General features: G+C 60.9%; 15 protein-coding genes and 1 pseudogene. 9 read left to right on the top strand and 7 right to left on the bottom strand.

What is annotated here, in order from left to right; genetic code table 11:
* From ACQY7U_RS13695 to ACQY7U_RS13685, 3 genes are all read right to left on the bottom strand, one after another.
* Window positions 1-206, bottom strand: a 206-nt coding sequence (locus ACQY7U_RS13695; protein WP_428645304.1) for a response regulator, incomplete at its 3' end; no start/stop codon positions are given.
* 2 nt (window positions 207-208) lie between these two features.
* Window positions 209-772 (bottom strand): hypoxanthine phosphoribosyltransferase, encoded by a 564-nt coding sequence (gene hpt, locus ACQY7U_RS13690; protein ID WP_428645302.1) that lies wholly within the window; start codon window positions 770-772, stop codon window positions 209-211.
* Between the two features lie 2 nt (window positions 773-774).
* Window positions 775-1,716, bottom strand: coding sequence for an MJ0042-type zinc finger domain-containing protein (locus ACQY7U_RS13685; protein WP_428645300.1), 942 nt, complete (start codon window positions 1,714-1,716; stop codon window positions 775-777).
* A gap of 268 nt (window positions 1,717-1,984) precedes the next feature.
* On the opposite strand from ACQY7U_RS13685, the gene ftsE reads away from it, so the two are divergent.
* From ftsE to ACQY7U_RS13665, 4 genes are all read left to right on the top strand, one after another.
* Window positions 1,985-2,644: a cell division ATP-binding protein FtsE gene (gene ftsE / locus ACQY7U_RS13680; protein ID WP_428645299.1), complete on the top strand. Its 660-nt coding sequence runs from the start codon at window positions 1,985-1,987 to the stop codon at window positions 2,642-2,644.
* An 8-nt stretch (window positions 2,645-2,652) separates the two neighbouring features.
* Window positions 2,653-3,705 carry a cell division protein FtsX gene (locus tag ACQY7U_RS13675; RefSeq protein ID WP_428645297.1) on the top strand — a complete coding sequence of 351 codons (1,053 nt, stop codon included), beginning with the start codon at window positions 2,653-2,655 and terminating at the stop codon, window positions 3,703-3,705.
* A gap of 181 nt (window positions 3,706-3,886) precedes the next feature.
* Window positions 3,887-4,612, top strand: coding sequence for a YdcF family protein (locus ACQY7U_RS13670; protein WP_428645295.1), 726 nt, complete (start codon window positions 3,887-3,889; stop codon window positions 4,610-4,612).
* Between the two features lie 43 nt (window positions 4,613-4,655).
* Entirely contained in the window at window positions 4,656-5,426 is a 771-nt protein-coding gene (locus tag ACQY7U_RS13665) for a lysophospholipid acyltransferase family protein (RefSeq protein ID WP_428645293.1), read from the top strand.
* 94 nt (window positions 5,427-5,520) lie between these two features.
* On the opposite strand, the gene ACQY7U_RS13660 is transcribed toward ACQY7U_RS13665, so the two are convergent.
* Window positions 5,521-6,981, bottom strand: a complete 1,461-nt coding sequence (locus ACQY7U_RS13660; RefSeq protein WP_428645291.1) for an NCS1 family nucleobase:cation symporter-1 — start codon at window positions 6,979-6,981, stop codon at window positions 5,521-5,523.
* 168 nt (window positions 6,982-7,149) lie between these two features.
* Between ACQY7U_RS13660 and ACQY7U_RS13655 the strand changes: the two genes are divergently transcribed.
* Window positions 7,150-7,806 carry a GntR family transcriptional regulator gene (locus ACQY7U_RS13655; RefSeq protein ID WP_428645290.1) on the top strand — a complete coding sequence of 219 codons (657 nt, stop codon included), beginning with the start codon at window positions 7,150-7,152 and terminating at the stop codon, window positions 7,804-7,806.
* Window positions 7,807-7,830: 24 nt separating this feature from the next.
* Here the strand turns inward: ACQY7U_RS13655 and ACQY7U_RS13650 are convergent, their stop codons facing one another.
* Window positions 7,831-8,361 carry a gamma-glutamylcyclotransferase gene (locus ACQY7U_RS13650; protein WP_428645289.1) on the bottom strand — a complete coding sequence of 177 codons (531 nt, stop codon included), beginning with the start codon at window positions 8,359-8,361 and terminating at the stop codon, window positions 7,831-7,833.
* A 124-nt stretch (window positions 8,362-8,485) separates the two neighbouring features.
* Between ACQY7U_RS13650 and ACQY7U_RS13645 the strand changes: the two genes are divergently transcribed.
* Window positions 8,486-9,535, top strand: a complete 1,050-nt coding sequence (locus ACQY7U_RS13645) for a DUF2125 domain-containing protein (protein ID WP_428645288.1) — start codon at window positions 8,486-8,488, stop codon at window positions 9,533-9,535.
* 89 nt (window positions 9,536-9,624) lie between these two features.
* Here ACQY7U_RS13645 and ACQY7U_RS13640 read toward each other — a convergent pair whose 3' ends face one another.
* Window positions 9,625-10,086, bottom strand: coding sequence for a GNAT family N-acetyltransferase (locus ACQY7U_RS13640; protein ID WP_428645286.1), 462 nt, complete (start codon window positions 10,084-10,086; stop codon window positions 9,625-9,627).
* A gap of 152 nt (window positions 10,087-10,238) precedes the next feature.
* Here ACQY7U_RS13640 and yddG point away from each other — a divergent pair, with 152 nt between their 5' ends.
* From yddG to ACQY7U_RS13625, 3 genes are all read left to right on the top strand, one after another.
* Window positions 10,239-11,138: an aromatic amino acid exporter YddG gene (gene yddG, locus ACQY7U_RS13635; protein ID WP_428645284.1), complete on the top strand. Its 900-nt coding sequence runs from the start codon at window positions 10,239-10,241 to the stop codon at window positions 11,136-11,138.
* A gap of 94 nt (window positions 11,139-11,232) precedes the next feature.
* Window positions 11,233-12,117 (top strand): HpcH/HpaI aldolase/citrate lyase family protein, encoded by an 885-nt coding sequence (locus tag ACQY7U_RS13630; protein WP_428645283.1) that lies wholly within the window; start codon window positions 11,233-11,235, stop codon window positions 12,115-12,117.
* Between the two features lie 19 nt (window positions 12,118-12,136).
* Window positions 12,137-12,343, top strand: coding sequence for a DUF1737 domain-containing protein (locus ACQY7U_RS13625; protein WP_428645281.1), 207 nt, complete (start codon window positions 12,137-12,139; stop codon window positions 12,341-12,343).
* A 146-nt stretch (window positions 12,344-12,489) separates the two neighbouring features.
* Here ACQY7U_RS13625 and ACQY7U_RS13620 read toward each other — a convergent pair.
* A pseudogene (locus tag ACQY7U_RS13620) lies at window positions 12,490-12,710 on the bottom strand (cytochrome b/b6 domain-containing protein); the annotation flags it as partial.

Genomic DNA, 12,710 nt, shown 5'->3' with positions numbered 1-12,710 from the left:
GTGTGCAGGGCGAGCGCGATACCGTCCATGACCGGCATCTTGATGTCGGAGAGCAGAAGATCGTAGCTTCCCTGTTCACGCGTCAGGATCTCCACGGCCTCGCCGCCGTCCTCCGCCGCCTCGACGGAGTGCCCGTCAAGTTCGAGGGCGCGTTTCACGAAGCTGCGAACCGCTTCATCATCTTCCGTTAGAAGAATGCGAGCCATGCTCACTCTCCTGTCTTGCCGTCAGCTGCCGCCTCCTCGGGCGCAACAACGTATCCAATATAGGGCAACTGCCGCCAAGCGTGGCCCATATCCATACCATATCCGACGACAAACTTATCTGGACAGGCAAATCCTACATAATCGGCAGATATGGCAGCTTTGCGGCGCTCGGGTTTGTCGAGCAAGGCTGCGATTTTTACCGAGCGTGCACTCCGTTTCATCAAGCGTTCACGTGCGAAGGCGAGTGTGCGGCCTGATTCGAGAATATCGTCTACCAGAATGATATCGCGTCCGTTAACGTCACTTTCAACATCGCGCAAAATGCGGATGTTGTCCGACCCTTCCGTACCGGCGCCATAAGAAGACAGGTGGATGAATTCCATTTCCGGCTCCAGTCCCACCCGGTGCATGGCCCGCACAAGGTCGGCGGCAAAAATGAAGCTGCCTTTCAGAACTGCGACGACGAGCAGATTGTTGGGCTTGCCCTCGGCAATCTCCTCCGCGAGCGAGTGCACTCTTGTTGCAATGGCGTCTTCGTCGAACAGCGTGCGGATATTTGCGGTCATGGTCACTCGAGAACTATTTGGCGTTTGCCGCGATCGACAAATCGCACCTGGATATCGGAAGCGTCCTTGGGCGGGTCGGCCAGGATGGTTCTGAACCGGGTCTCGTCAAGGGCATTCAGGGCTTTCGTCCGGGGCTCTACCGTCCAAGCGTAAACTTCCTGCAAATCGCTGCTGCGAATGGACAGCCGCACCGCCGGTATCGAGTTCGATTGGTCGAGAAGGTTCCGGATCGACCCCTCAACTACCAGAACGCGCTTGCCGTCTTCAACCTCCGTAAAGGTTCTTAGGTTTCGAAATTCCAAACCCCGCAGGTTCACGTCGAAACCGATCAGCTGGAACAGGCTGGCCAGATCGGGCGATTGCTTGACGATGGTGTCGCGCATCAGGACGAAGGCAATGCACAGCGCAAGCGCGAAACCGAAGATCGCGACCCCGCCGATGCGCCGGTAGTTGCGCCGTCCGAGCCATCGCAGCACCGCGCCGATGTGATCGCGGCGGAACTTGTCCGGGTTGACGATGATCTTCGGACGCTTGGCAAGGGTTTCGATGTCGGTGAGGTCCTCCTCCGCAGCGTCCTCGTCCTCAAGATCGGCGGTGAACTTCCGCTCATCCGCGGCATCTGAACCCTTTTGGGGGGGCGGTGTGCCTTTCTCTTCTTCCTGGTCATCGCTGCCGGGTTCCGGACCGGCTTCGTCCGCCGGTTCCTCCGCGGCCGTCACATCCTCCGCGGCATCGGCGTTCCAGTCTTCTTCGTCCGTTACGCTCACGTCCGCTTCGGCGGAGCCGTCATCGGCCGCTTCGAAGTCGACGCTTCCTTCCTCGAATTCCGGGGAAACGAACCATCGGGTGCCGCACTTGGCGCATTTGACGCTGCGCCCTTCCGGACCGAGCGCTTCCGCCTTGATCTCGTAGGACGTCTTGCAGTCGGGACACTTGATCTTCATGCGCGAAGACCTTTCGCCATGGCATGTTCATTCGGTTTTCGGCAAGGCTATCGGGAGCAAAGGACCGGGTCGCGATCCTGAACCAGGCGCCTTTGCCGCGGGACGCATGGCCACTCTGCATGGATCCGGGAGACGGTGCCGGCAAATCCCCGGCAAATCCCCAGTTATTCCAGTGACGGGTTTTCCACTTCCTAATGGACCTTTATATGATTAATGCAGCGTTAACGCCCTGGCTATAGCGTTCGGACCATCAACAGGAGTCAAAGGCGTGATCCGCTTCGAAAATGTCGGATTGAGATACGGGATGGGACCCGAAATTCTGCAGGATCTGACTTTCCGGATCGAACCGCAGTCGTTCCAGTTCCTGACCGGCCCTTCCGGGGCGGGCAAGACCAGCCTGATCCGGCTCTTGTTCATGTCGCTCCGGCCGACGCGCGGGCTGATACGGGTGTTCAACCGCGACCTCAGCGTGATCGAAAAGCAGGAGCTGCCGAAGCTCAGGCGCAAGATCGGCGTCGTCTTTCAGGATTTCCGCCTGCTGGACCACCTGACAACCTACGAAAACGTGGCGCTGCCGCTCAGGGTGCTCGGCAAGGAGGAAAGCGAATACCGCTCCGACGTAATCGACCTGCTCAAGTGGGTTGGCCTCGGTGAACGGATGCATGTGCTGCCGCCGGTGCTTTCGGGCGGTGAAAAACAGCGCGCGGCGATTGCGCGGGCCCTGATCACGCGGCCGGAAGTTCTGCTCGCCGACGAGCCGACCGGAAACGTCGACCCGCCGCTCGCCCGCCGCCTGCTGCGCCTCTTCATCGAGTTGAACAAACTCGGGACTTCCGTGGTAATAGCAACGCACGATATCGCATTGCTGGAACAGGTAGACGCCCGGCGCATGGTGCTGGCGGACGGACGCCTCTCGATTTTTGACTAGGCGGCGGAATGGCACAGTCGGAAGACGATAAGAAAAAACGGGCTGCTGCCGCGCAGGTGAAGCCGCCACGGCGTCGCGTGGATCGGCCGCGTCTGCCGAAGCGGGTCAAACGCAAGCCTGCCGCGAGGGCGCAGACCGCTGCGGCGGGCGACGACGCCAAGCTGCGGCCGGCGGCGGCGATCGTACCGCCCCAGTCGGTTGCCGGCCGGGCGCTGACCCTTGTCGTCGCCATCATGAGTTTCCTGGCCTGCCTGACGGTCGGGGCGGTTTCCGTCGTCTGGGACGCGGCCGATGCATGGCAGAACGATCTCGTCCGTGAGATCACCATACAGATCCGCCCGACCGAAGGCGTCGACATGCTCCGGGAGATCGACAAGGCGGTGGCGCTGGCGCAGGAATTTCCCGGGATCGAATCCGTCCGTGCCCTGTCGGACGCGGAAACGAAAGCCCTTCTGGAACCCTGGCTCGGCGAAGGACTGCAGCTCGACGGCCTGCCCGTGCCGCGGCTGATCCAGATCACGATTGCCGATCCGGCGCTTTTGAACCTGCCGCAGCTCAGCGCCCAGATCTCCCAGACCGTGGTTGGTGCCAGCGTCGACGATCATTCGGTCTGGACGTCCCGGCTTTCGGCGATGGCGGGCGCCGTTGTCGTCGGCGGCTTTGCCATCATGGTGCTGGTGATGGGTTCGATGGTGCTGAGCGTCGTCTTTGCGACGCAGGCCGCCATGGCAGGCAACAAGGATGTCGTCTCGGTGCTGCATTTCGTGGGAGCGGAAGACAGTTTCATCGCACGCGAGTTCCAGAGGCACTTTCTGATGCTGGGCCTGAAAGGGGGGGTGTCGGGCGGCGTCGCGGCGATCTTCTGTTTTCTCGTCCTGGACATGTTGACCCGGCAAGGGTCCGGCCAGGCGGGTTCGGATCAGCTCTCCGCCCTGTTCGGCACCGTTTCGGTAAGCCTGCCGGGGTATCTGGGTGTATTTGCGGTTGTTTTCCTGGTTGCCATCCTGACGGCGTTGACCTCCGGGCTGGCGGTCAAGGCCCATCTTGCGAAAGTGGATTGATTTTGACTTTCGGGCCCATAAAATTGACAGGCCTGACCGAAGTGGGCGACAAAACGGGCGTGAAGGTCTGCGTCGCTCTCCCAGTTTGCCGTCGTGACGTCAGAGCCATCGATTTCGTGGACCCTTAATCTGAGGTGAATGCCGCGAAATCGGCCGAATCAAATAACATGGTCACACCATGATGCACGCAGATACAGTCATCGATCCGGCAGCGAATGACAGTGTTTCCATCATTTCGGAACGCTGTGGCAGCAAGCTGCAGGAAAAGGCGCCGGACAAGGGATCCGGCACGGACGGGTCCGGCAAGCGGAAAAAACGCTTCGGGCTGCGTATCCTGTTTGTTGCCGTCATTGCCGCACTTGCGGCGGGGGCCGTGGGCGAATTTGTGCTGTTCGCCCGCAACGTGGCGGCCATGCATGTTCCCGAAAAGGTGCGTGCGGATGCCATTGTCGTCCTGACCGGAGGTCATGCCCGGGTCTATGAAGCCGTGCGCCTGCTGGAGGAAGGCAAGGCCAGCAGGCTCCTGATTTCCGGAGTTCATCCCGGCACGACGCGCAAGCAGCTTGCCGCCGTCACGTCATCCAGAAAACCGCTTGAAGCTTCCAGTGTCGACCTGGACCGGGTTGCGCTCAACACGGCGGGCAATGCTGCCGAGACGGCTGCCTGGGTCCGCAAGAACGGCTTTTCGAAACTTGTTCTGGTGACCAGCGCCTATCACCTGCCAAGGGCGGAGGTCGAACTCTCCGGCGCCATGCCGGAAGTCGAGATCATCGCTTATCCGGTGTTCTCGAAGGATCTCAACCTGGATGCCTGGTACAGGGAAGCGGCGACGATCCGGCTTCTCTTGCGCGAATATGTGAAGTATATCCTCGCACGGCTGCGGATTACCGTGCAGGGTGTGCACTGACGGCAGTCTGATCTTACTTGCCTTTTCCAGACCTCAAGGTGCCATGCTTCTTCTGCGTTCGACCCTTTTTCAGGTTTCCTTCTACATCGTCACCTTGCTGCTGATGATCATGTTCTCGCCGGTTCTTCTTCTGCCGCGCAAATGGGGCTGGTGGGTCGTGCCGACATGGTCGAACATCCTGCAGTTCGTGATGCGGGTGACGGGCGGCATCAAGGTGGAAGTCCGTGGCCGGGAAAACCTGCCGAAAGGCGGTTACATCGCGGCGATGAAACATCAGTCGGCCTGGGAAACGGTTGCGCTGATCCCGCTGTTCCGAAGCCCGACCTTCATCCTGAAGCGCGAACTGCGCTGGATCCCGATCTTCGGCTGGTACACGGCGAAGTTCAAACAGATCCCGATCAACCGGGGCAAGCGTTCCGCAGCGCTTGCGGCAATGATGGAAGCAGCCAAGGAAGCAATTGCCGAAGAGCGCCAGATCCTGATCTTTCCGGAAGGCACCCGCCGCCCGGCGGGTGGCGAACCCAAGTACAAGTTCGGTATCGCGCATCTCTACCGCGACCTGAAATGCCCGGTGGTGCCGATTGCGCACAACGCAGGCCTTTATTGGCCGAGGGCCTCCTGGAAAGTGTTTCCAGGCACCGTGATCGTCGAAATCCTGCCGCCGATCGAACCGGGACTGTCGCCGAATGCGTTCTACGAGCGGATGGTCACCGACATCGAAACGGCCAGCGACCGCCTGATTGACGAGGCGCGCGCGGCACGGCGTCCCTCACCGGTGCTGGACAATGTCGATACGCTGAAAAGCGCCGGTTGAACGCCGGCCGTTTCACTGGTCGGGTTCCACGAAATCAAAAAAACGGCCGTCCCGGGGGAAGCGGGACGGCCTGGAGGAAACGCGGATCCGACCTTCAGTGAGCCGCGTTGCCGGCCTGCGCGGTCTGCAAGCGCGTCAGGCCGATATGAAGGGCGCCGCCGAGGACAGCACCGATTACCCAGCCGTAGCCGGAAAGCTCCGAGAGAGCCGGAAGCCAGACCGTGGCGACGGAGAACAGGGCAGCGATCGCAAAGGCAGCGATGGCCTTCATGTTCCAGCCATTGTTGTAGTGGTACTTGCCTGCCGGATCGGACGAGAACAGATCGTCGATGTCGATCTCCTGCTTGTGCACCAGGTAGTAGTCGGCAACCAGGATCCCGTAGAGAGGTGCCAGGAAAGCGCCAAGCGTATCCACGAAACCGGCAATGCCGATATTGGAAATCACCGTCACCCAGAGCGCGCCGATGAAGAAGGCGATAACAGCGGTGATGATGCCGCCGGTCCTGGCGGAGATCTTTTCCGGGTTCAGGTTGGCAATGTCATATGCGGGCGGAATGAAGTTGGCGACAAGGTTGATGCCAACGGTGGCCGCGAAGAAGGTGACGGCGGCGATCAGCGTCAGGAAGACGTTGTCGACGCGGTCGACGATATCGGCCGGGTTCACCAGTTTCTCGCCGAAGAGCACGACCGTGCCGGCGGTCACGAACAGGGCGATGAACGAGAAGAACGCCATAGACACGGGCAGCCCCCAGAAGTTTCCGCGTTTCATCGCGGGTTCATTGGAAACGAAGCGGGAGAAGTCGCCGAAGTTGATCACCACAGCGGCAAAATAGGCGATCATCGTGCCGACGACGGCGATGAAGGCAGCGACAGGACCGCGCGGGTCGGACGCATGGCTGCCTTCGAAGATCGTACCGAGCGCGGAGAAGATGCCGTTGCCGGCCTTCCACCAGATCACCAGACAGAGCGCGATCATGACGACATAGACGAAGGGACCCGCCCAGTTGAGGAACTTGCCGACCCAGTCGATGCCCTTCATGAAGAGCGCGACCTGAAAGACGCAGACGATCAGATAGGAAACCCAGCCGATGGCGGTCATGCCCAGGAATTCCGCCCCGCCCTCCAGGCCGAGCAGTGTGTTGAGCAGAAGAGCCACGGCTGTGGAGGCGAAATAGGTCTGCACGCCGTACCAGAAGATCGCGACGATACCGCGAATGAGAGCGGGGAAGCGGGCGCCGTAGACCCCCATGGAAGCTCGCGCGATCACGGGATAGGGAACGCCGTGCTTGACGGACGGACGGCCGGTCAGGTTCACCAGAATCATGACGAAGAAACCGGCCAGCACGATGGCTGCGAAGACCAGCCAGCCGTTGAGGCCATAGGTGATGAACAGCGATGCCGCCAGCGTGTATCCGAACAGGCTCTGGATATCGTTGTTCCAGACGTTGAAGATTTCGAAGGCGCCCCATTTGCGTTTGTCCGCCGGGATCGGCGCAAGGTCCTCGTTATAGAGAGCACCGTCTTGCGTTCCGGCTTCGCCAGGTAGATTAGCCATTTTCCCCTCCTCGCAGCCGCCCTCCCGGCGGCCAGTCGACATTAGGCTGTGAATCTTTCAAAACTGAACTTGTATCTAACATTTTAGATGTCATACTAGTTATCAGACTATATAAAATTTCAAGTAAGACTTTATTGGAATGCCGGGAAATGCAGGCGGAGCGCAAGAATGACCGGGGCGGGCAAAAGTGAGCTGCTGATGGACAGGGCGCATGAGGCGCTTCTGGCGACACTTCGGGACGGGCGCCTGCGGAACGGCCAGTTCGTGTCGATGTCGCAGCTTGTGGACCTGCTGGACTTTCCCATTGCGCCCGTGCGGGAAGCCGTCAAGCAGGCCAGCTCCCAGGGGTTGCTTGTGACGCTGCCGAAACGCGGTGTGCAGGTCATGGAGGCGAGTCCGGAAAACATTCGCGAATGTCTCGATGTGCGTCTGGTCTACGATCAGGAAGGCGCCCGGCGGCGGATTGAGAACAATGCGCTGGAAGGTCTGGAGACACTTCGACGTCACCATGAGGAATTGCGCGATGCGGCCAGGGCAGGCGCCTCGGGGCACATGCCACCAATGGCAATAGAGGTCGACCTTTCGCTACACAATTATCTCAGCGAAGGTCTCGGCAATTCGTTGTTGCAGGCTTCCTACACTGCCAACCGGACACGCATCGCCATCATCCAGAACGCGCGGCCCTTTCTGCAGGACCGGATCGTATCGGCGATGGAGGAGCATCTTGCCGTCATCGAGGCGCTGGAAAAGCGGGATGCTGAAACGGCGGTCGGGGCGCTGCGTTATCACTGCGAGCAGACCCTGCGCTGGTGGGGCGTGACCTGAGCCGGTGTTTCCGGTGCGGCGGTCTTACCGTCCCGCCATTGCCTTCAACTGTGCTGCGAGCCAGGCAAGGTTTGTATCGGCAATGCCCATCTCTTCCAGATGGGCAGCGGTGTTGATGACATATTCCGGGTTCTTGCCGGACTTGCCGACGGCGCCGGTCACGATGTCGAGTTGCCGTTCCAGGGGCAGCGCACCGGCATATTGCTGGTGGGCATGGTCGACCATATAGACCAGCGCCTCTACCTTTTCACCGCTTTCCAGTTCGATATTATGCCAATGCTCCTTGTAGACCATGGTGGTCTGCTCTCGCGCGCGCAGGTATTCCAGCGTTCCCGGCCAGATGTCTTCGGAGACCTGATAGGCCATGCCGTGGCAGGCGCCACCATTGTCCAGGCCGAAAACGAGCCCGGGCCTTTCCTGCGTTCCTCGGTGAACCCAGGAATAGACGCAAAGGGCGCGATGGGCCCCGCGCAGCAGCGCCTGTTCGGCCCGCAGATGTTCAAATCCGGGGTTCCACATCAATGACCCGTAGCCAAAGACCCAAAAATCGCTCATATCGACCTGACTTTTCTTCCGCAGCTGCGGAGATAACAAGCCGGACCCGCCGTTTCAATGCCGACCTTCGGCGTCGAACTTCGAATCCGGCGCCCGGATGGCGGATCAAAAGAGAGTTCGAACCGTGACAACACCCTCCACGAAACCGGCCGGCTCTACCAGGCGGCGCTATGTTCTCCTGATCGGTGCCCTCGTGCTCGTGGCCGCCGGCTGGTCGGCGGCCTGGTTCTATGGCCGATCCGAGCTGGCCGGGCAGATCGACCTGCAATTGGCCGGGTTGTCCCGGCAGGGTTTTGAGGTTTCCTGTCAGGACCTGTCCATCGCGGGCTACCCGTTCCGCTACGAGGTGCGGTGTCACGATGTCGTTTCGTCGAACAAGGCGGGGGCAACAGGCACGTTGGGCACCCTGACGGCGGTGGCGCTTATCTACAATCCCTGGCACGTGATCTTCGAGGCCGGCGGGCCGGCCCGGTTGACCGATCCGCTGCAAGGCCTCGCCGGAGATTTCGGCTGGGAGTCGGCCCGCGCAAGTCTGAAAATGTCCGAAGGTTCCCTTGGTGCTCTGGATGCCGTCGTCAGCAAACCGGACGCCGTCATCGAAGGCCCCTATTCCGCTGGCCTGTTCGCGGCCGACAAGGCCGAAGTGCATCTCAGGGAAGCGCCGAACCTTCCCGGCGCCCTGGAGAGTTTCCTCTCCCTGACCGCCTTGAAGCTGAAATCCCTGCCCGACCTGAAAGAGACGGTCTCGCTCAGGGCGCAATCGCGGATCACGGGCGGCATGGGCCTGTTCGCGGGGGCCAATACGGCGCAGCTGGTTCAGGCAAACGACGGCGAATTGCCGGTCGAGCTTGTCCTGTTTGAGGCAACCCTCGGGGAAAGCCGTGTCAATGCGGCCGGGGACCTTGTGGTTTCCGGAGACGGGATGCTGTCGGGAACGCTGGATCTGACGGTCGGCAATGCGGACGCCCTGCTGGAAACACTGAAGCCCCTGTTTCCGCCGCAGGACAGTTCCCTTGCGCTGCTCGACGGGGTTTTGAAGAGCCTCGAGCCCTCCGCCCAGGAAATCGATGGCGTCTCGACCATCGCGTTGCCGGTGCAGATCGACCACGGGCTCGTCCGCATCGGCCTGTTGCCGCTTGGCCAGATCCCGCCGCTGTTTCTGGCGGGGACCTGAAGGTTTTTCACTCCTGCGTCATTCCGGTTCAAACGAAGGCGCTCACGTGCCACGCGGTCCGGAATGACGGTGAATGAGGCAAGACCGCATCAATCGCCGGCAATCCGGTCGATCGGGATGAGATAGCTCTTGCGGTGGTCCGGTTCGGCAATCTTCTCATAGAGCGCGACAGCCGGAGTGTTCTTGCCAGGAACCAGCCAGCGCAGATGCAGCCAGCCGCGGTTCTTGCCCTCGACTTCGAGGTGTTCGATCATCTTGCGGCCGATGCCCATGTTCCGGTAGTCCGGATGCACATAGATGTCGTCCATCTGACCGATCCGGAGGCCGGTGATCAGTTCGGGAAGATCGAAATAGACGGCAAATCCGATCAGTTTATCGTCCTGGTAAGCTCCGATTACTTCCGCTGTTTTGTCGCCCAGGATCCGTTCGGCGTAATATTGGTCCGGACGGCGCGGCGCGCCCCGTTTCAACGCCTGGGCATTTTCCGCAATAAGCGGTGCGAGCTGGTGAGCGTTCTCCGGCCCGAGAACCCTGATGTCCGTTTTCGTCATGAAGTCTCCGGAAGTGGCAAACTTTGAAGTGGCCACACAATGTCCCGAAACCCGGCCAGGGATCAAGGATCTGAATCAAATTCCCGGTACGGCTTTCGTTCTTCCCCGATTCATGCCATGAGCGATGTCGGGAAAAGAGACGGGTTTTGGCGATGACGGACACGGCCAGGTTGAAAGCGACGGGCATTGGCCTCAGCGCGGTGCTGATGTGGGCGACGCTTGGCCTGTTCGGTGCCGGCTCCGGCAAGGTTCCTCCCTTCCTGCTCAATGCGCTCTGCTTCGGCATCTCCGGATCGGCGGCCTTCCTCTGGCTTGCTGTGACCGGGAAACTGTCCCTTTTGAGGCAACCGTTGAAGATCTGGGCCTTCGGCACGATCGGCCTTTTCGGATTTCATTTCTTCTATTTCACCGCCATCCGCAACGCGCCTCCCGTGGAGGCGAATCTCATCAACTACACCTGGCCGTTGCTGATCGTGCTGTTTTCAGCCTTTCTGCCTGACGAAAAACTGCGGCTGCACCACCTGATCGGAACGGTACTGGGGCTCGGTGGCGCGGCGCTGCTGATCTCCGGCGGTGAGGGCCTTCAGTTTTCCGGCGGATCGATGCTCGGCTACGGAGCCGCGGTCGCCTCGTCCCTGTTCTGGTCCAGCTATTCGGTTCTCTCCCGCCGTCTTGGCGCGGTCCCGACGGAAGCGGTCGCCGGTTTCTGCCTGCTGACGGCGCTCCTGTCGGCGGTCTGCCATCTGGCGCTGGAGGAAACGGTGCTGCCGGCAACCACGCTGGAGTGGGGATCCGTGCTGGCGCTCGCCGCCTTTCCGGTTGGGCTTGCCTTTTTCACCTGGGACATCGGCGTCAAGCGGGGCGACATCCAGGTCCTGGGCGCCGCTGCCTATTCGGCACCGCTGTTGTCGACGCTGCTTTTGATCGCGTTCGGTTTCGGTTCGCTGACGATCTTCGTCGGGTTGGCCTGTCTGGCGATCACGCTTGGCGCCGTCATCGCGGCAAAGGACATGATCTTCAAGCGGCGGACACGCGAAAAGCCGGCGGAATAGAGCCAAACTTCCCTTCCCCCTTCGGACAATTCCCCTTCGACTGGCGATCCGCTAGGTTTACCCGAAATCCGTTTCGCCAAACCAGGACCTCCCGATGACCGCACAATTCCGCCCCCGCCGTTCCGCCCTCTACATGCCCGGTTCCAATGCACGGGCGCTGGAAAAGGCCAGAACGCTGGACGTGGATTGTCTGCTTCTGGATCTTGAGGATGCCGTCGCACCCGATGCCAAGGATCTTGCCCGCACGCAGGTTGTCGACGCGGTGACGGCCGGTGGTTATGGCTCCCGGGAAGTCGTCATCCGCATCAACGGTCTCGACACGCCCTGGGGCGAAACGGATCTGGAAGCGGCCGTCAAGGCCAATCCGGATGCCATCCTGGTGCCGAAAGTGAACACACCCGCCGACCTGCAGCGGATCGCGCACAAGCTCTCCGTTCACGGGGCCTCGTCCGGGCTCAAGCTCTGGGCGATGATGGAAACGCCGGAGGCGATGCTGAATGCGGGCGCCATCGGTGCCTGCGGCCGGGACCCTGAAGTGCGGCTGTCGTGTTTCGTCATGGGAACCAACGACCTGGCCAAGGAGACACGGGCGCGCCTCACGCCTGGCCGGGCGGCGATGATGCCTTGGCTGATGACATGTGTGGCGGCGGCCCGCGCGGGCGGCATCGATATTCTGGACGGGGTCTACAACGCTTTTCAGGATGAGGACGGCTTTGCCGCCGAATGCGCGCAAGGGGTCGACATGGGCATGGACGGCAAGACGCTGATCCACCCGAAGCAGATTGTGCCCTGCCACGCCGCTTTCAGCCCGTCTGAAGAGGAAATCGCCTGGGCGCGCAGGATCAACGAGATCTTCGCCGAGCCGGAAAACGCCGGAAAGGGTGCGATCCAGGTAGACGGCAAGATGGTGGAAAGGCTACATGCGGACATGGGCAAGCGGGTGATCGCCATCGCCGACGCCATCGCAGCCCGGTCATGACAAGAACCACGAGACACCCATGAAACTTTACCGGTTCATCACCAACGTGGACGACAGCGAGTTCTGCCACCGCGTCACCCAGGCGCTCAACAAGGGCTGGGAGCTCGCCGGTTCCCCCTCCCTCACCTATGACGCAACGCGCGGCGCCACGATCTGCGGCCAGGCCGTGACGAAGGAAGTCGACGGCGTCGAATATTCGCGCGACATCAAGCTCGGCGATTACTGAAAGCTGATATCTAGGGCCTTTGTCCCGGACAGGCTGGCAGCGGCAGGTTCCGCTACCGGCCGGACCCGGCCACTTCGGCTTTCGCCGTCCCGCCGCGAGCGCGGCCGTTTGACGCTACCCAAGCGGCAAGCGAACAAACGCGAGGTTCATTCGTCCCTATTCGGTCCAATGACCATCGGGCGGACGAGATTACGCCGCAGGGCGAGGCTTTCAACCGCAATGCCGGCAATGTGTATCACGGCAAGCACGAGCATGAGATTGGCGGCTCCTTCGTGGATTTCCTCGGCAACTTCGCGAAGGATGTTCTCTTCGTCTTCGCCGGTGTCTTCCGCTTTGAGCAATGCAGACCAGTCGCCTGCGGCGACAG

It is taken from the genome of Roseibium sp. (assembly GCF_050301095.1).
Classification (GTDB): Bacteria; Pseudomonadota; Alphaproteobacteria; order Rhizobiales; family Stappiaceae; genus Roseibium.
Note: the sequence above shows the minus strand (reverse complement) of the source record. Positions and strands in the feature narration are given on the sequence as shown.

Coding starts and splice junctions, on each gene's coding strand:
- ACQY7U_RS13665 (WP_428645293.1), top strand. CDS start 4,656: ATGCTTCTTCTGCGTTCGACCCTTTTTCAGGTTTCCTTCTACATCGTC.
- hpt (WP_428645302.1), bottom strand. CDS start 772: ATGACCGCAAATATCCGCACGCTGTTCGACGAAGACGCCATTGCAACA.
- ACQY7U_RS13655 (WP_428645290.1), top strand. CDS start 7,150: ATGACCGGGGCGGGCAAAAGTGAGCTGCTGATGGACAGGGCGCATGAG.
- ACQY7U_RS13640 (WP_428645286.1), bottom strand. CDS start 10,086: ATGACGAAAACGGACATCAGGGTTCTCGGGCCGGAGAACGCTCACCAG.
- ACQY7U_RS13625 (WP_428645281.1), top strand. CDS start 12,137: ATGAAACTTTACCGGTTCATCACCAACGTGGACGACAGCGAGTTCTGC.
- ACQY7U_RS13660 (WP_428645291.1), bottom strand. CDS start 6,981: ATGGCTAATCTACCTGGCGAAGCCGGAACGCAAGACGGTGCTCTCTAT.
- ACQY7U_RS13670 (WP_428645295.1), top strand. CDS start 3,887: ATGCACGCAGATACAGTCATCGATCCGGCAGCGAATGACAGTGTTTCC.
- yddG (WP_428645284.1), top strand. CDS start 10,239: ATGACGGACACGGCCAGGTTGAAAGCGACGGGCATTGGCCTCAGCGCG.
- ACQY7U_RS13650 (WP_428645289.1), bottom strand. CDS start 8,361: ATGAGCGATTTTTGGGTCTTTGGCTACGGGTCATTGATGTGGAACCCC.
- ACQY7U_RS13630 (WP_428645283.1), top strand. CDS start 11,233: ATGACCGCACAATTCCGCCCCCGCCGTTCCGCCCTCTACATGCCCGGT.
- ACQY7U_RS13685 (WP_428645300.1), bottom strand. CDS start 1,716: ATGAAGATCAAGTGTCCCGACTGCAAGACGTCCTACGAGATCAAGGCG.
- ACQY7U_RS13675 (WP_428645297.1), top strand. CDS start 2,653: ATGGCACAGTCGGAAGACGATAAGAAAAAACGGGCTGCTGCCGCGCAG.